A 15,075-nucleotide genomic window follows, 5' to 3' on the forward strand; every position below is an offset into this window, starting at 1 on the left:
CTCAGAGGCCGTTGTCCTTCAGCACCTGGGCGGCGTTTTCCTTGGTGATCTTCTCGGTTGGTAGGGTAATGGTCTTTTCGACTTTCTCGCCGTTGAGGAACTTGATCGCCTGGCGCAGGCCTTCGGCACCGGGAGTGACATAGGTGAAGGTCGCCGTCAGCTCGCCCTTGTTCACCATCTGCACGCCTTCATTGGGCAGGCCGTCGATACCAATGAACTTGATGTCCTTCTCGCGGCCGACATCCTTGGCGGCGAGATAGGCGCCATAGGCCATCGGGTCGTTGTGCCCGTAGACGAGATCGATCTTCTCGTTGCTCTTCAGCGCGTTGGCCATCAGATTGTAGGCCTGGTCCTGCTTCCAGTCGCCCGATTGCTGGTCAAGCAGATATTTGATGCCCGGCTCCTTGTCGGTGAATTCGTGAAAGCCGTCATGGCGGTCATGCGCCGGCTGGGTGCCCATGCCGCCCCAGATCTCGACGACATTGCCTGCAGCCTTGCCCTTGCCGCCCAGCAGTTCGACGGCATATTCGCCGGCCGCGCGGCCGATCAGCGCGTTGTCGCCGCCGACGAACTGCGTGTAGTCCTTGGTGTCGACATTGCGGTCGAGCACGAAGACCGGGATCTTGGCGTCGATCGCCTGCTGCACGACGCCGGTCAGGCCGGCCGATTCCTTCGGTGACACCAACAGCGCATCGACCTCCTGGCGGATCAGGTTCTCGACATCGGCGACCTGCTTTTCGGTCTTGTCCTCGCCGTCGGTGATGATCAGCTCGACCTCGGGGTGCTTGGCGGCTTCGGCCAGGATGTCCTTGTTGAACTGCGCGCGCCAGGGCTCGATGGTCGTCACTTGGGAGAAGCCGATCTTCCACTTCTTGTCCTGAGCGTAAGCGTTGCCAGTGGTCAGCAGCGCGGTGGTGGTCAGCAGTGCCGCGGTCACGGCGGCAAGCTTCAGCATGTCACGTCGTTTCATTTTTTGTTTCCTCCGAGATTGAGAGACGGTGTCTCTTGCGACGGCCGCTTTGCCGCGGCCGTTTCCTTGTGCGCCGATTGCCCGCCGGGCAGGCGCAGATAGGCCAGGAGATCACCGGCATTGCGCTCCTGCACGAGCACGGTGCCGATGATGATCATCCCCTTCAGCACCAGCTGAAGGTTCGAATTGATGTTGTGGAGCTGCAGGATGTTGGAGAGCAGACCGAAGATCAGCACGCCGCAGAACGTGCCGATGAGGCTGCCGCGCCCGCCCATCAGGCTGGTGCCGCCTATGACCACAGCGGCAATGGCGTCGAGCTCCAGCCCGGCGCCGGCATCCGGCTTGCCTTGCCGGTACTGCGCAACATAGAGCACGGCGGCAATGCCGGCGAGCAGCCCGGAGACGGCATAGGTGGCGATCTTGACGCGGCCGGCGGCGATGCCGGAGAGGCGCGCCGCCTCCTCGTTGCCGCCGATGGCATAGACATAGCGGCCGAACGGCGTGAAGCGCAGCACCGCGCCGTAGATCACGATGGCGCCGAGGAAGAACAGGCCCGGCATCGGGATGATGCCGAACACCAGCGAGCGCAGGATCTCGAAATCGGCGGTGGCGTTGGAGCCGGTATAGACCGGCAGCACCGCATTGTTCTGGCCGGCGGTCAGCCGTGCGATGCCGAGCGCCGTCACCATCATCGCCAGGGTGACGATGAAGGGCTGCAGCCGTCCGGCAACGATGATGAAGCCGTTGAGCGCGCCGAACAGCAAACCAACGCACGGCGCCACCAGCAGCACGCCGACCACGCCGAATTTCGGCTCGATCTGCGGCAGCAGAAACCACAGCGACAGGCAGCACAAGACCACGCCGACGACGGCGGGCGTGATCAGGCCGCGAATCCCGTCCAGCCTGATCTCGCGGACGAGATCGGCGCCGGCACGGGACTTTGCCAGGTTCTGGAAGATGAAGCGGGTGACGACGAAACCGAGGCAAAGCGCCACCAGCGCGACGGTCGGCACGCCCAGCACGACGCCCGGCGTCACGCCTGGGACCGTCAGCAGCATGGCACAGACCACCGAGCAGATGGCCATCAGCGAGCCGACGGAGAGATCGATGCCGCCGGTGATGATGACAGCCGTCATGCCGGTGGCGATCAGCCCGGTGGTCGAGACCTGGCGCAGCACGTCGAGCAGGTTGCCGTAGGAGAGGAAGATGTTGTTGCCCTTCGAACTCATCGGCGAGCCCAGCACGCCGATGAGGAAGATGGCGATCAGGCCCCAATAGAGCTTGGTACGGGACAGGAGTTTCAGGGCAGTCATGCGGCTGGTCTCGATATGGTCCGGCGCGGAGCGGCAAGGCGCATGATGGCCTCCTCGCTTGCCGCGTCGCGGGAAAGAATGCCTGTCTGGCGGCCATCGGCCATCACCAGGATGCGGTCGGAGAGATGCAAAAGCTCAGGCAGTTCCGAACTGATCACGGCGATGGCAAGGCCGTCGTGCGCCAGCTTGAAGATCAGGTCGTAGATCTCGCGCTTGGCGCCGACATCGATGCCGCGCGTCGGCTCGTCCAGCAAAAGCACCCTCGGCCTGGTCGCCAGCCACTTTCCGATGACGACCTTCTGCTGGTTGCCGCCGGACAGCGTGCCGGCGGGCTGGTCGATGTCCCGGCAGCGGATGCCGAGCGCCTTGACCGCCTGCCGCGCCAGCCCCTGCTCGGAGGCCAGCGAGCGGATGCCGAAGCGGGACAGCGACCCGACCAGCGGCAGCGCGACATTGTCTGCGATCGAAGCCTGCAGATGCAGGCCTTGCGTCTTGCGGTCCTCGGTGACCAGTGCAATGCCCAGCCGCCTTGCGTCGCGGGGCGAACGGATATCCACAGGCCAGCCGTCGACCTGGATTTCGCCACCGGTGCGGCCATCGCTCGAGCCGAAGATCGCTTCCAGGATCTCGGTTCGGCCCGAACCCAGCAGCCCGCCAATGCCGAGGATCTCTCCGGCGGCAAGATCGAAGCCAACGCCGTCGATCACCGTGCGCCAGCCATGCGCATCGGGCTTCGACAGCGACAGGTTTTCGACCGAAAGCACAATGTTGCCGCCGGAGTGGCGCTCTTCCTGGGAGGAAGCGAGCAGGTTGCGTCCGACCATCGCCGAAATGATCGCATCTTCGTCCAGCCTGGCCATCGGCTCGGTCAGTACATGGCGCCCGTCGCGAAACACGGTGACGCGGCTGGCCAGATGCATGACCTCGTCGATGCGGTGCGAGATGTAGACGATGGCGACACCGCTCTCGGCAAGCTGGCGGATGATGCGGAACAGCCGCTGGCATTCGGCCGGCGACAGCGCCGAGGTCGGCTCGTCCATGATCAGGATGCGTGCCGACATCGACAGCGCCTTGGCGATCTCGACCAGCTGCTGCTCGCCGACACGCAGGGCACCGACGCGGGCTTGCGGATCGAGCTCGATGCCGAGCCGCTGCAACAAAGCGCCCGCCGCGCGGCTGCTTGCCTTGCGGTCGACAATCAGCCCGGCGATCAGCTTCTCGCGGCCAAGGAAGATGTTGTCGGCGACGCTGAGTTCGGGCACCAGGTTGAGCTCCTGATGAATGATGGCAATGCCGGCATCCTCGGCGTCGCGTACGCCAGCGAAATTGACAGGGTGGCCATCGACGCTGACCGTGCCTTCATAGCCGGTGTAGACGCCGGAGAGGATCTTCATCAGCGTCGACTTGCCGGCGCCGTTCTCGCCCATCAAGGCATGAACCTCGCCGCGCCGCAGCTCGAAGCCGACATCGACCAGGGCGGCGATGCCGCCGAAGCTCTTGGAAATATGCTCGGCGCTCAGAACGGTGTCCGACCGATCGGCAGCGCCGTGCTGCGGGGAAAGGGAACTGCTCTCTCGCATGACAATGGCGGCCTCCCTTCCGTCCTCGTCAACTTCCCGCAAACGCTAATCTAAACGTTTCGATCATGTCAAGCTGATATGAGGTGCCGCATGTTTACTGCATTTCGATTCTTGCAAAAAAGGACAGGATTCCGTACGTATTGGCCGGCAAGGGTGGCGAAACGTTTCGAAAATGACAGCATCAGGGCAAAAAAAGCACCGGAAATCCACCGCGCCCACCATGCTTCATGTGGCTGAAGCGGCACGTGTGTCTGTCGCCACCGTTTCGGCGCTGATCAATGGCACGGCGACGGTCAGTCCGGAGCTTAGCCAGCGCATCGAACAGGCGATCCGCGATATCGGCTACAAGCGCAACGCGATCGCCCGCAGCCTGAAGATGGGCACGACCCGCACGATCGGACTGACCGTGCCGCACATCACCAACCCATTCTTCACCGATGTCGTCTCGGTCATCCAGCAGGCCTTCGACCGGGCCGGCTATGCCGTCATGCTGTGCTGCACGGACGAGGATTTGAATACCCAGGACGATCAGATCAAGCTGCTGCTCGACCGCATGGTCGACGGGCTGATCGTGGCGCGCGTCGGCGACGGCGCGATCCTCAAGCGGATCGTCGACGACGCCAACGTGCCGGTGGTGCTGCTCGATCGTATCTGCAAAGGCGTCGACACCGATGCCGTGGTGCTGGACAACCAGCGCGCGGTGTTCGACGCCATCACCTATCTGATCAATCTCGGCCACCGGCGCATCGGTTACATCACCGGCACGTCGGACATTTCGCCGATGCATGACCGCATGGCGGGATATCGCGAGGCGCTTCACGCCGCCGGCTTGCCGATCGCGGAGGAGCTGATCCGCTTCGGCAATTTCCACGAGATCGACGGCTACAATGCGACCATGCAGATGCTGTCCTCGCACGATCGGCCAAGCGCGATCTTCTCGGCCAACAACCCGATGGTGATCGGCACCATGAAGGCGATCCGCGACATCGGCCTGTCCTGCCCGGAAGACATTTCAGTTGCCTGCTTCGACGACTTTCCATGGTCAGACGTGTTTCAGCCGCAGCTGACCACGGTGGCGCAGCCGGTGCAGGCGATCGGCGAACAAGCGGCCAATCTGCTTCTCGACCGTCTCGCCGGCAACAGGGACGCGCCGCCGCGCAAGCTTTTGCTCAAGGGTCGGCTGATGATCCGCAATTCCTGTCGCCCGCTGGGGGTGAAGGCGCAGAGCGTGAGCGCGTAGTCTTTCGCCCGTATAGTCCTATCAGGACTTGTCAGGCCGCCTGCGACAGCGATTTGTGCGCCTCGGCCAGGATCTCGAACGACCGTACCCGCGCCGCATGATCAAAAATCTGCGCGGTGACCATCAGCTCGTCGGCGCCGGTGCGGCGCACGAAGGCATCGATGCCTTGCCGCACCGTTTCCGGGGAGCCTACGACGGCGCAGGACAATGCCTGGCCCAGCATGGTCTTTGCCATCGGATCGAGATCGCGGTCATAGTTCTCGACAGGTGGCGGCAGCCGTCCGGCCCGGCCGGTGCGCAGATTGACGAAAGCCTGTTGCAGCGAGGTGAACAGCAAACGAGCCTCGGCATCGGTGGGCGCGGCAAAGACGTTGAGGCCAAGCATGACATGCGGTTTGTCGAGCTGCTCGGAGGGTTTGAAGCGCGAGCGGTAGACATCCAGCGCGTGATCCAGATCCGCCGGCGCGAAATGCGAGGCGAAGGCATAGGGCAGGCCGAGCATGGCGGCAAGCTGCGCGCCGTAGAGGCTGGAGCCGAGGATCCAGACCGGCACGCCCTGGCCTTCGCCGGGCACGGCACGGATGCGTTGGCCTTCCTCGGCCGGCTGGAAATAGCCCATCAGCTCGACGACATCCTGCGGGAAATTGTCGACCCCGGCCTCTAGATTGCGGCGCAAGGCGCGGGCGGTACCCATGTCGGTGCCGGGCGCCCGGCCGATGCCGAGATCGATGCGGCCCGGATGCAATGCGGCCAGCGTGCCGAACTGCTCGGCAATCACCAGCGGCGAATGGTTGGGCAGCATGATGCCGCCGGCGCCGACACGAATGGTCTTGGTGCCGCCCGCGACATGGGCAATGACGACGGCTGTGGCGGCACTGGCAATACCCGGCATGTTGTGATGCTCAGCCAGCCAGAAACGCTTGTAGCCCAGGCGCTCGGCATGGCGGGCAAGATCGAGCGAGTTGGCCAGCGACTGCGAGGCATCGCTGCCTTCGACGATCGGCGACAGGTCGAGAACGGAAAGAGCGGTCATGGGTGGGATCCTGTGTCAGGACCGCATGTAGGAAGCATCCGGCGACGCCGCAAATTCAAAAATATTGATCAGCCTTTGACAGCTTCGGAGTCGGCGATGTCGTCCTCCTCGACGACAACCGCGTGCTGCGCGGCGAGAAAATTGCCGACATGGCTGAGCCCATCGAAATGATCGCAGAACACCTTGATGACGACCAGCAGCGGCACCGCCATCAGGGCGCCGACGAAACCCCACAGCCATGACCAGAAGGCGATGGCGATGAAGATCGCCACGGCGTTGATCTCGAGGCGCCTGCCGACCACCATCGGCGTCACGAACTGGCCTTCGACGATGTCGCACAAGATCACGAAGGCGGGCGCCAGAAGCGCGTAGAAGATGGTATCGAAGCTGATCAACGCCATGACCGTGACAAGCACGATGGTGATCAGTGCTCCGACATAGGGCAGGAAATTGAGCAGGGCGGCAGCAACGCCCCAGACCAGCGGATTGGGCACGCCGAGCGCCCAAAGACCGAGAGCGATGACCGTGCCGAGGCCGGCATTGATGATCGTGACGGTGAGCAGATAGTGCGAGATTTCGCGTTCGACGTCATAGACGACGCGCAGCGCCCGCTTCTTTTCGCTGAGGCTGGCGAAGGACTGGATGATCTTTTCATAAAACATCGTGCCGGAGGCGAGCAGGAACAGCGACAGCACGAAGATGATAGTGAGGCCTGTTCCCGCCGACAGGATGTTGCTGGCGGCCGCCGACAGGATGCCGGACTGCGCTACCGCCACCTTCTGAATACCCGACTCCTGCGAGGTCTCGGTCAGTTGTTCGATCTGATGCGAAATCTGCATGATCTTCTCGAGCGGCTGTCGCAATTGCGCCAACCGTTCGGTGAGCTTCTGGCCGATCGACGAGGTGTTGTTGATAAGATCGATGATCGGGCCACTGAGCAGATAGCCGGCGGTGGCGAACACACAAAGGGACAACAGCACCAGAAGGGTTGCCGAGATCACTTCCGGGATACCGTGCTTGCGCAGCAGCCGGACGATCGGCGTCAGCGTCAGCGCCAGCAGGAAAGCCAGAAGCACTGGCATGAAAAAGGCGCGGGCGAAATAGAGCGCGTAGATGGCCATGAAGAGAAAGATGCCGATCAGCAACGAGCGCATCAGACGCGTGTCGGCGCGAGCCGCGACGCGCGAATCCGGTTCATCGGAAACGTCCTGACCCCAGGCTGTGGGTTCGGTTTTCATGGTCACCCCTCAAGCCGGTGCCCCTTCGCACGGCAATCGCCTCCATGAAACGCAGAGTTACGGGCGAGGGTTCCATGAGCCGGCTTCGGGATTGAGGCCGCTCGCGCCGGCTCCGGGTCAGGCTGCCGGCGACGTGACGGCTGTGGCGGGCTTGGCTGTTTCCTTGCGAACGATCGGCGCCACCCTGGTGCCGTAGAGTTCGATCGCCTTCATGATCTTGGCATGCGGCATGGTGCCGATCGCCATCTGCAGCAGGAAGCGGTCATTGCCGAAGATCTTATGCTGGGCGACGATCTTTTCAGCCACTTGCTCGGGACTGCCGACGAACAGGGCGCCTGTGGGGCCGCGCGACTGGTCGAAATGCGCCCGCGATGTCGGACCCCAGCCGCGCTCGCGGCCGATGCGGTTCATCACCTCCGCCTGCGGGCCGTAGAAATCGTCCGCCGCCTGCTCGGTCGTCTCGGCGATGAAGCCGTGCACGTTGATGCTGGTGGCGAGGCCCGCCGGATCACTGCCGGCGCGCTTGGCGGCTTCGCGGTAGAGATCGAACAGCGGCGCGAAACGCGCCGGCTCGCCGCCAATGATGGCGAGCGCCAGCGGCAGGCCGAGCGCGCCAGCGCGGGCGGCAGACTGCGGCGTGCCGCCAATGGCGATCCAGACCGGTAGCCTGTCCTGGAAGGGCCGGGGATAAACGCCGCGATCGTTGATCGGCGCACGCAGATTGCCCGACCAGGTGACCTTCACGCTGTCGCGGATGGCAAGCAGCAGATCCAGTTTTTCGGCGAACAGCTCGTCATAATCCTCGAGGTTGAAACCGAACAGCGGGAAGGATTCGATGAACGAGCCGCGCCCGGCCATGATCTCGGCGCGGCCGCCCGACAGAAGATCGAGCGTGGCAAATTGCTGGAAAACGCGCACCGGGTCATCGGAAGACAGAACGGTGACCGCGCTGGTCAGCTTGATGCGCTTCGAACGCTCGGCCGCCGCGGCCAGGGCCACGACCGGTGCGGAGGCGGCATAGTCGGGCCGGTGATGCTCGCCGAGGCCGAAGACGTCGAGGCCGACCTGGTCGGCCAGCTCGATCTCCTCGATCAGGTTGCGCAGCCGCTCATGCGGGCCGATGGCACCGGGGCCCGGCTGCGGGCTGACGTCGGCGAATGTGTAGAGACCGAGTTCCATTTGATATCATCCTGGTGTTGGTTTTTCGGGTTAGACGTAGCGACGCCTCAGCCGCGCCGCCAGTGGGGCGGCCGGTGAACAGTGCATGTCGGTTTCGGCTCTATCTCTTCGTCGCCATTCCGGACGGAAAACCGCTTCACACTTTTCCTGGAATTGCTCCAAAGGCGTCTCCCGAGTGCAACAGCCGACAATTTCATGGCTGCCATGCCGTTTTGGCGCTTGAACTCTCGGTTTTCGCGCGTATGTAAGCGTCGCGAATTGACTTCAGGGAAGTGGACTTGGCTATCTACAGGGAAAAAGACGTTTTCGAGCGGCGCAATGCCGCAAACGAGGCAAAGAAGGCGCTCCTCGAGCGCTTCAAGGCAAAGCCGGCGGCGGATGATCCCGCAGTGCTGGCGCGGCAGGCTGAACGCAAGGCTATCCTTGCGGCCCGCGAAATCCGCGAGGCCGAAAAGGCCCGGCTGAAGCAGGAGAAGCTGGCACGCGAAGCGGTCGAGAAGGCCGAGCGCGAGGCAGCAGCCGAAGCGGCACGTATCGCCGCCGAGGAAGCTGCACAGGCCGAGGCCAAGATTCGGGAATCCGAAGAGAACGAGCGCATCGCCCGTCTTCTGGCCGACGAAGCCGAACGCAAGGCCAAGCGTGACGCGCGTTATGCGGCACGCAAGCAGCGTACCGGCAGGACGCCTCCGGGCTTCTCCGCCCGCTAGCTCTCGGCTACGGAGCAATCTGCTTCGAGAATCAGGGTCGCCTCGCAGCGGCCCTGAACGTGTTTGTCCCATGCATGTCGCCCTGGTCCCGGCTCTGGGAGGACGACATGCGCAAACCAAGAGACCTAAGCGTTACCGTCAGGCGGCGAACTTCAGCCCCATGATGCCGCAGACGATGAGCGCGATGCAGGCCAGCCTGATCGCGGTGGCCGGTTCGCCGAGCAGCCAGATGCCGAGCAGTGCCGTACCGACGGTGCCGATGCCGGTCCACACCGCATAGGCGGTGCCGACGGGCAGCGCCTTCAGCGCCAGGCCGAGCAGAGTGAGGCTGACGACCATCGAGGCAACGGTCAGCACGGTCGGCACCAGCTTCGAGAAGCCATCGGTGTATTTGAGGCCGATTGCCCAGCCGATCTCGAACAAGCCAGCGAAAAAGAGAAGAATCCACGACATCGACAACGCTCCATCAGAGCATCGGACCCGAAAGGTATTTCGGCGCCCGACGATCAGTCAAACAATGGCGGGTCGTCCCGTCCGGATTTGGGGAAGCGCGAGGTCGTCCCCGCCACGCCAATATAAGAATTTCGGGCGCTCGAGCAACAGCGACCGGCAACAAGTGTCGCCGGCCGTAATCTTATTGCGAAGTGGATCGCCGAACCTACTTGTCCTTGAGCTTCATCGCCTTGACCGGCGGCGCCTTCAGCGCCGGAGCCGGAGCGGGCTTCTTGGCGTCCTTCTTCGGCTTGCGGGCTTCCTTGCCTGCCTTCATCGCACCTTTAGCCATGATTCGTTCCTCCTGATGTGAGAAGCCAAGTGAAACAAGAGAACCGCCCGACCGCAAGGGGTTAGCGACTGTTGCCGCCGACAGCGGATCGCTTTCAACCGGTTTCTAGAGCAATTCACCGTTTCGCGGAAACAGTGAATTGCTCTAACTCTTTGTTTTGACGCAATTCCGGACGGAAAACCGCTTCACACTTTTCCTGGAATTGCTCTAATTTGCTCGTAAACGATGGCGGTCCGTGCCATGGTCATTTTCGCACTGCAGCATCGACCCGAGCTTCGCCGGGTGATCGTCAGGCAGGCCGTCAGGACGACAATGCGAATCCACATCGGCTGCGAGATGAGCTTCGACTTTCCGCAGGAAACGCCGCTCATCGCGATGCTGAATGTGCACTATTCGCGGGCCTCCGATCTCGAGCGGCCGGATTTCCTGATCTCCAATCCACCGGTGCCGATCGAAAGCTATCGCGACAGTTTCGGCAATTGGTGCAACCGGCTTGTCGCGCCGCCCGGGCGCTTCACCTTCGGCACCGACGCGGTGATCCGCGACCCCGGCACCTTCGAGATGGGCGACCTGATGGCCTGGCAGCACGAGGTGCGCGACCTGCCGGCGGACACATTGCTGTTCCTGCTGCCCAGCCGTTTTTGCGAAAGCGACCTTCTGGCTGACGAGGCGTGGCGGCTGTTCGGCAACACGCCGCTGGGTATTCCGCGCGTGCAGGCGGTCTGCGACTTCGTCCACAACCACATCGTCTTCAACTACGGCAATGCACGGCCGACGCGCACCGCGGCGGAAGCCTATCGTGAACGGAGCGGCGTGTGCCGCGACTACGCGCATCTCGCCGTCACCTTCTGCCGGGCGCTCAACATCCCAACACGCTATTGCACCGGCTACATCAGTGACATCGGTATGCCGAAGCCATGGGCAAGCATGGATTTCTGCGCCTGGGTGGAAGTCTATCTCGGCGGCCGCTGGCATGTCTTCGACCCGCGCAACAATGCACCGCGCATCGGCCGCATCCTGATCGCCTCCGGCCGCGACGCCGCCGACGTGCCGCTGACCCATATTTTCGGCCCGGGAACGCTTGCCGGCTTCAAGGTGTGGACCAGCGAGATCATCGAGTAGTCGCCGTTTTCCATAGACCGATCTCTCATGGCCGCTGCCGTGGACGACCCGACATTCGCGCGGTGTGATGCCTGTGGAGCTTTAGCGGCCTAGCCGCTAGACTGCGCCTTGAACGGGGGCAAATGCCATGGCCGGGCACGGCGGCTCAAAAAAGGTGATCTACGCGGCGCTCGCCGGCAATCTCGCCATCGCGCTGACCAAGTTCGCCGCCGCCGCCTTTACCGGCAGTTCGGCGATGCTGTCGGAGGGCGTCCATTCGCTGGTCGATACCGGCAATGGCGGCCTGCTGCTCTACGGCATGCACCGCGCCGCTCGCCCGGCCGATCGCACGCATCCGCTCGGCCACGGCCGCGAACTCTACTTCTGGAGCTTCATCGTCGCGCTCCTCGTCTTCGCGCTGGGCGCCGGCGTGTCGTTCTACGAAGGCGTGGTCCATATCATGGCGCCGGAGCCGGTCGCCAACGCCAAGGTCAACTATATTGTTCTGGGCCTTTCCTTCCTGTTCGAAGGCAGTTCGTGGTGGGTGGCGCTGAAGGAGTTTCGCCGGCAGAAGGGCAGGCAAGGCTGGCTGCAGGCCGTGCAGTCGAGCAAGGATCCGAGCGTCTACACCGTGCTGTTCGAGGACAGTGCGGCACTTCTCGGCCTGATCGTCGCTTTCGCCGGCATATTGGCAGCGGAACTGCTGGAGATGCCGGAGCTCGACGGCGCCGCCTCGATCGGCATCGGACTGATCCTTGGCGCGACCGCGATCTTCCTGGCCCGCGAAAGCAAGGGCCTGCTGATCGGCGAGCCGGCGTCGCCCGAGGTGCAGATGAAAGTGCTGGCGATCGCCCAGCAGGATCCGGCGGTGCAGCGGGCGAACGGCGTCCTGACCGTCCATATGGGGCCGACAGAGATCGTCGCCGGGCTCAGCATCGAGTTCGAGGACCATTTGACGGCGCCCGAGATCGAAGCTTGCGTCGAGCGCCTGGAGGCGCAGTTGAAGAAGGAAATGCCGGAGATCACACGGCTGTTCGTCAAGCCGCAGACGTCAGGCACCTGGGAGCAGCGACGCAGGCTGATCGATTCCGCATCCGATCCTGCCCTGGACTAAAACCGTGCCATTGCCTCACGGCCTTGCGCCGCTAGATTGAAGGGGCTTTGGAGGAACGAAGATGAGAATAGACGGCGGCTGTCATTGTGGCGCCATCACCTACGAGGCGGAGGTCGATCCGGAAAAGACCACGATCTGCCACTGCACGGATTGCCAGCAACTGACTGGCACGGCTTTTCGCCTTACGGTTCCGGCGCCGGAAAGCAACTATCGCATCACCAAGGGCACGCCGAAAATCTACATCAAGATCGTGGCGAGCGGCGCCAAGCGCACCCAGGCCTTTTGCGCCGACTGCGGTTCGCATCTTTACGCCACGTCTGTCGGAGATGGTCCGAAGGTCTATGGAATTCGCGTGGGGACCGCGCGGCAGCGCCAGGATTTGATCCCGACACAGCAGAAATGGCACCGCTCGGCGCTGCACTGGCTGCCTGAATTTCAGGGCATGACCACGTTGGAGGAGCAGTAGCACCGGTCCGGCACCGCGCCTCAATCGTCGCCTTCGACGACCCTCAGCCTGAGCTGCCCGGTTTTCGAATCGGCAACGCGCGCGCCGGTATCGACCTTGGCGGCGGGACCCCGTGACGCGGCGTCTACGGCGGCATCGCCGTCGGGCTGCGCGCCGAATTCCAGCGCCTCGATCTTCTGGCCGCGCTTGGTGACCTTCGACGTCGAAACCAGTATGTCGTCGATGTCCTTGGCCGACTGGCCGAAATGCACCTGCAGCTTGCGCACCCGCTCATCGACACGCGCAACATCCTCCATCAGCCGGATGACCTCGCCCTGGATCAGGTGCGCCTGTTCGCGCATGCGGGCATCCTTGAGGATCGCCTGGATGACCTGGATCGACAGCATCAGCAGCGACGGCGAGACGATGACGACGCGCGCACGGTGCGCCTTGTGCACGATCGCCTCGAAATTCTCGTGGATCTCGGCGAACACCGATTCCGACGGCACGAACATGAAGGCAGTGTCCTGCGTCTCGCCCTGGATCAGGTATTTTTCCGAGATATCGCGGACATGGATCTCGATGTCGCGGCGGAAGGCCTGCGAAGCTGCCTTCTGCAGATCGGCGCCATCGGCGGCGCGGATGGCGTTCCAGGCTTCCAGCGGAAATTTTGCATCGATGGCCAGCGACGGCGCGCCATTCGGCATCTTCACCAGGCAGTCGGGCCGGCTGCCGTTCGACAGCGTCGCCTGGAACTCATAGGCGCCGTGCGGCAGGCCGTCGGCAACGATCGCCTCCATGCGCGACTGGCCGAACGCGCCGCGCGTCTGCTTGTTCGAGAGGATCGCCTGCAATTGCACGACCTGGCCGGCGAGCGACTGGATGTTGCCTTGCGCGACGTCGATGATCGCCAGCCGTTCCTGCAATTTGGCCAGGCTCTCATGCGTGGATTTGGTCTGCTCGGTCATGGTCTGGCCGAGCCGGCCGGTCATGGCGTCGAGGCGCTGGCCGATCGATTGCGTCAGCTCCGCCTGCCGTGCGCCGAACACTTCCGCAATGGCGCCCATGCGGCCCTGCATTTCGGCCTGGCTTTGCAGAATGCCGGCCATCCGCACTTCCGCATCGCGGGCATGATCGGCGGCTTCCGCGGCCGCCACGGCGCGCGCCTTGGCCGACCGCCACAACGCAATGACCAGCGCCACGAACAGGGCCAGAAACAGCAAAACGCCGAAGGCCAGCGCATGGCCGAGCGTGATCGTTGTGGCGCCAAGCCGGGCGACAGGCTCCGAAAGGATGGTGCTCAAATTATTCATGTGGACAGCATAGACGATTCGCCGCGATAGCACAGATCAAAACGTGAACGCGCCTGATGCCAACCGGTTGACGCGTTTCGCTGGAGGTCTTAGGTGGAACGCCATGCCGATCAAGCCGCTCATCATCCTTCCCGACCCCATCCTGCGCCAGGTTTCCAAGCCCGTAGAGCGTGTCGACGCGCCTTTGCGCAAATTAGCCGACGACATGCTGGCGACCATGTATGATGCGCCGGGCATCGGGCTGGCGGCAATCCAGATCGGCGAGCCGCTGCGCTTGCTGGTGATCGATCTCGCCAAGGAAGACGAGACGCCGGCGCCGCATGTCTTCATCAATCCGGAAATCCTGGAGAGCGCCGATGCGCGCTCCGTCTATGAGGAAGGCTGCCTGTCGATCCCGGATTATTACGCCGAGGTCGAACGCCCCGCCGCCGTGCGGGTCAAATATCTCGACCGCGACGGCAAATTGCAGGAGATAGAGGCCGAGGGGTTGATGGCGACCTGCCTGCAACACGAGATCGACCACCTCAATGGCGTCCTGTTCATCGATCACATCTCGAAGCTGAAGCGCGACATGGTGGTAAAGAAATTCAAGAAGCTCGCCAGGGACAAGGCGCCGGGCAAGCTCGCGGGATAAGGTACGGGAGTCCCCTCCAGGCCTATTGTCGGCAGGATTGCCACCAAATGGAGATGCCGACGGTCGACATGCTGATCAGGGACATTCCTGAGCCTTTGAAGCGCGAGATCGAACTGGCGGCGCGCGAGGTCGGCCAGAGCGTCTCGGACAAGGCCATCGGCCTTCTGCGCAAAGGCATAGTTGCGGAGAGGCCGGCCCGAGAGGAGTCGAGCCTCTCGGCGTGGGCTGCAATTCGCTCGGCTTTCGTATCTGAAAGCGCAATTGGCGATGAATACGCGGAAATCATGGAGAAGATCGAAGCGGAAAGATGGCGCGACGGTCATCCCGCGACTTCGACGGCCTTGACCTGAAGCTCGTAAACCCGTTTGAAGCGGATGCCTGAGCCGGCACACTGCGCGAGCAAGAAGACAGGATACCGGAAGAA

General features: G+C 63.1%; 16 protein-coding genes. 7 read left to right on the forward strand and 9 right to left on the reverse strand.

Annotation, left to right across the window (positions count from 1 at the left end; translation table 11 throughout):
- Position 1 precedes the first annotated feature (1 nt).
- Genes LB559_RS18675 through LB559_RS18685 form a run of 3 tightly spaced genes read right to left on the reverse strand, consistent with a single transcriptional unit; the run spans position 2 to position 3,863 of the window.
- Positions 2-970, reverse strand: coding sequence for a substrate-binding domain-containing protein (locus tag LB559_RS18675; protein WP_013528455.1), 969 nt, complete (start codon positions 968-970; stop codon positions 2-4).
- Positions 967-2,283 (reverse strand): ABC transporter permease, encoded by a 1,317-nt coding sequence (locus LB559_RS18680; protein ID WP_224674702.1) that lies wholly within the window; start codon positions 2,281-2,283, stop codon positions 967-969. The genes LB559_RS18675 and LB559_RS18680 overlap by 4 nt, the downstream gene beginning before the upstream one ends.
- Positions 2,280-3,863 (reverse strand): sugar ABC transporter ATP-binding protein, encoded by a 1,584-nt coding sequence (locus LB559_RS18685; protein ID WP_224674703.1) that lies wholly within the window; start codon positions 3,861-3,863, stop codon positions 2,280-2,282. Before LB559_RS18685 ends, LB559_RS18680 begins: the two co-directional genes overlap by 4 nt.
- Positions 3,864-4,083: 220 nt before the next feature.
- On the opposite strand from LB559_RS18685, the gene LB559_RS18690 reads away from it, so the two are divergent.
- Positions 4,084-5,103 (forward strand): LacI family DNA-binding transcriptional regulator, encoded by a 1,020-nt coding sequence (locus tag LB559_RS18690; protein WP_063170953.1) that lies wholly within the window; start codon positions 4,084-4,086, stop codon positions 5,101-5,103.
- A 31-nt stretch (positions 5,104-5,134) separates the two neighbouring features.
- Here the strand turns inward: LB559_RS18690 and LB559_RS18695 are convergent, their stop codons facing one another.
- The 3 genes from LB559_RS18695 to LB559_RS18705 form a co-directional block, all read right to left on the reverse strand.
- Entirely contained in the window at positions 5,135-6,136 is a 1,002-nt protein-coding gene (locus tag LB559_RS18695; protein WP_224674704.1) for an LLM class flavin-dependent oxidoreductase, read from the reverse strand.
- Between the two features lie 68 nt (positions 6,137-6,204).
- Positions 6,205-7,374 (reverse strand): AI-2E family transporter, encoded by a 1,170-nt coding sequence (locus LB559_RS18700; protein WP_024502077.1) that lies wholly within the window; start codon positions 7,372-7,374, stop codon positions 6,205-6,207.
- A gap of 117 nt (positions 7,375-7,491) precedes the next feature.
- The gene (locus tag LB559_RS18705) at positions 7,492-8,553 is read right to left on the reverse strand and encodes an LLM class flavin-dependent oxidoreductase (protein ID WP_013528461.1); all 1,062 of its coding nucleotides are present in this window, start codon (positions 8,551-8,553) and stop codon (positions 7,492-7,494) included.
- 278 nt (positions 8,554-8,831) lie between these two features.
- Between LB559_RS18705 and LB559_RS18710 the strand changes: the two genes are divergently transcribed.
- A complete protein-coding gene (locus LB559_RS18710) occupies positions 8,832-9,260 on the forward strand; it encodes a DUF6481 family protein (RefSeq protein ID WP_013528462.1) in 429 nt (142 codons plus the stop codon).
- A 138-nt stretch (positions 9,261-9,398) separates the two neighbouring features.
- Here the strand turns inward: LB559_RS18710 and sugE are convergent, their stop codons facing one another.
- Positions 9,399-9,713 (reverse strand): quaternary ammonium compound efflux SMR transporter SugE, encoded by a 315-nt coding sequence (sugE, locus tag LB559_RS18715; protein ID WP_013528463.1) that lies wholly within the window; start codon positions 9,711-9,713, stop codon positions 9,399-9,401.
- Positions 9,714-9,918: 205 nt separating this feature from the next.
- Positions 9,919-10,044, reverse strand: a complete 126-nt coding sequence (locus tag LB559_RS32905; protein WP_013528464.1) for a hypothetical protein — start codon at positions 10,042-10,044, stop codon at positions 9,919-9,921.
- Positions 10,045-10,356: 312 nt separating this feature from the next.
- On the opposite strand from LB559_RS32905, the gene LB559_RS18720 reads away from it, so the two are divergent.
- From LB559_RS18720 to LB559_RS18730, 3 genes are all read left to right on the forward strand, one after another.
- On the forward strand, positions 10,357-11,166 hold the full coding sequence (locus tag LB559_RS18720) for a transglutaminase-like domain-containing protein (RefSeq protein ID WP_224674821.1): 810 nt from the start codon (positions 10,357-10,359) through the stop codon (positions 11,164-11,166).
- Positions 11,167-11,293: 127 nt separating this feature from the next.
- Positions 11,294-12,259: a cation diffusion facilitator family transporter gene (locus LB559_RS18725; protein WP_013528466.1), complete on the forward strand. Its 966-nt coding sequence runs from the start codon at positions 11,294-11,296 to the stop codon at positions 12,257-12,259.
- 61 nt (positions 12,260-12,320) lie between these two features.
- Positions 12,321-12,725, forward strand: a complete 405-nt coding sequence (locus tag LB559_RS18730; RefSeq protein WP_013528467.1) for a GFA family protein — start codon at positions 12,321-12,323, stop codon at positions 12,723-12,725.
- A gap of 20 nt (positions 12,726-12,745) precedes the next feature.
- Here LB559_RS18730 and LB559_RS18735 read toward each other — a convergent pair whose 3' ends face one another.
- Entirely contained in the window at positions 12,746-14,017 is a 1,272-nt protein-coding gene (locus LB559_RS18735; RefSeq protein WP_224674705.1) for a DNA recombination protein RmuC, read from the reverse strand.
- A gap of 103 nt (positions 14,018-14,120) precedes the next feature.
- On the opposite strand from LB559_RS18735, the gene def reads away from it, so the two are divergent.
- Entirely contained in the window at positions 14,121-14,651 is a 531-nt protein-coding gene (gene def, locus LB559_RS18740; RefSeq protein WP_064992801.1) for a peptide deformylase, read from the forward strand.
- Positions 14,652-14,698: 47 nt separating this feature from the next.
- Positions 14,699-15,001, forward strand: coding sequence for a plasmid stabilization protein (locus tag LB559_RS18745; RefSeq protein WP_224674706.1), 303 nt, complete (start codon positions 14,699-14,701; stop codon positions 14,999-15,001).
- Positions 15,002-15,075: the final 74 nt, after the last annotated feature.

This window comes from Mesorhizobium sp. BR1-1-3, assembly GCF_020165455.1.
GTDB classification, from domain to species: Bacteria; Pseudomonadota; Alphaproteobacteria; order Rhizobiales; family Rhizobiaceae; genus Mesorhizobium; species Mesorhizobium ciceri.

Excerpts from the sequence above, each read along its gene's own strand:
- LB559_RS18730 (WP_013528467.1), top strand. The coding sequence starts at position 12,321 with ATGAGAATAGACGGCGGCTGTCATTGTGGCGCCATCACCTACGAGGCG.
- LB559_RS18745 (WP_224674706.1), top strand. The coding sequence starts at position 14,699 with ATGGAGATGCCGACGGTCGACATGCTGATCAGGGACATTCCTGAGCCT.
- LB559_RS32905 (WP_013528464.1), bottom strand. The coding sequence starts at position 10,044 with ATGGCTAAAGGTGCGATGAAGGCAGGCAAGGAAGCCCGCAAGCCGAAG.
- sugE (WP_013528463.1), bottom strand. The coding sequence starts at position 9,713 with ATGTCGTGGATTCTTCTCTTTTTCGCTGGCTTGTTCGAGATCGGCTGG.
- LB559_RS18695 (WP_224674704.1), bottom strand. The coding sequence starts at position 6,136 with ATGACCGCTCTTTCCGTTCTCGACCTGTCGCCGATCGTCGAAGGCAGC.
- LB559_RS18675 (WP_013528455.1), bottom strand. The coding sequence starts at position 970 with ATGAAACGACGTGACATGCTGAAGCTTGCCGCCGTGACCGCGGCACTG.
- LB559_RS18690 (WP_063170953.1), top strand. The coding sequence starts at position 4,084 with ATGCTTCATGTGGCTGAAGCGGCACGTGTGTCTGTCGCCACCGTTTCG.
- LB559_RS18720 (WP_224674821.1), top strand. The coding sequence starts at position 10,357 with ATGCGAATCCACATCGGCTGCGAGATGAGCTTCGACTTTCCGCAGGAA.
- LB559_RS18680 (WP_224674702.1), bottom strand. The coding sequence starts at position 2,283 with ATGACTGCCCTGAAACTCCTGTCCCGTACCAAGCTCTATTGGGGCCTG.
- LB559_RS18725 (WP_013528466.1), top strand. The coding sequence starts at position 11,294 with ATGGCCGGGCACGGCGGCTCAAAAAAGGTGATCTACGCGGCGCTCGCC.
- def (WP_064992801.1), top strand. The coding sequence starts at position 14,121 with ATGCCGATCAAGCCGCTCATCATCCTTCCCGACCCCATCCTGCGCCAG.
- LB559_RS18700 (WP_024502077.1), bottom strand. The coding sequence starts at position 7,374 with ATGAAAACCGAACCCACAGCCTGGGGTCAGGACGTTTCCGATGAACCG.
- LB559_RS18685 (WP_224674703.1), bottom strand. The coding sequence starts at position 3,863 with ATGCGAGAGAGCAGTTCCCTTTCCCCGCAGCACGGCGCTGCCGATCGG.
- LB559_RS18705 (WP_013528461.1), bottom strand. The coding sequence starts at position 8,553 with ATGGAACTCGGTCTCTACACATTCGCCGACGTCAGCCCGCAGCCGGGC.
- LB559_RS18735 (WP_224674705.1), bottom strand. The coding sequence starts at position 14,017 with ATGAATAATTTGAGCACCATCCTTTCGGAGCCTGTCGCCCGGCTTGGC.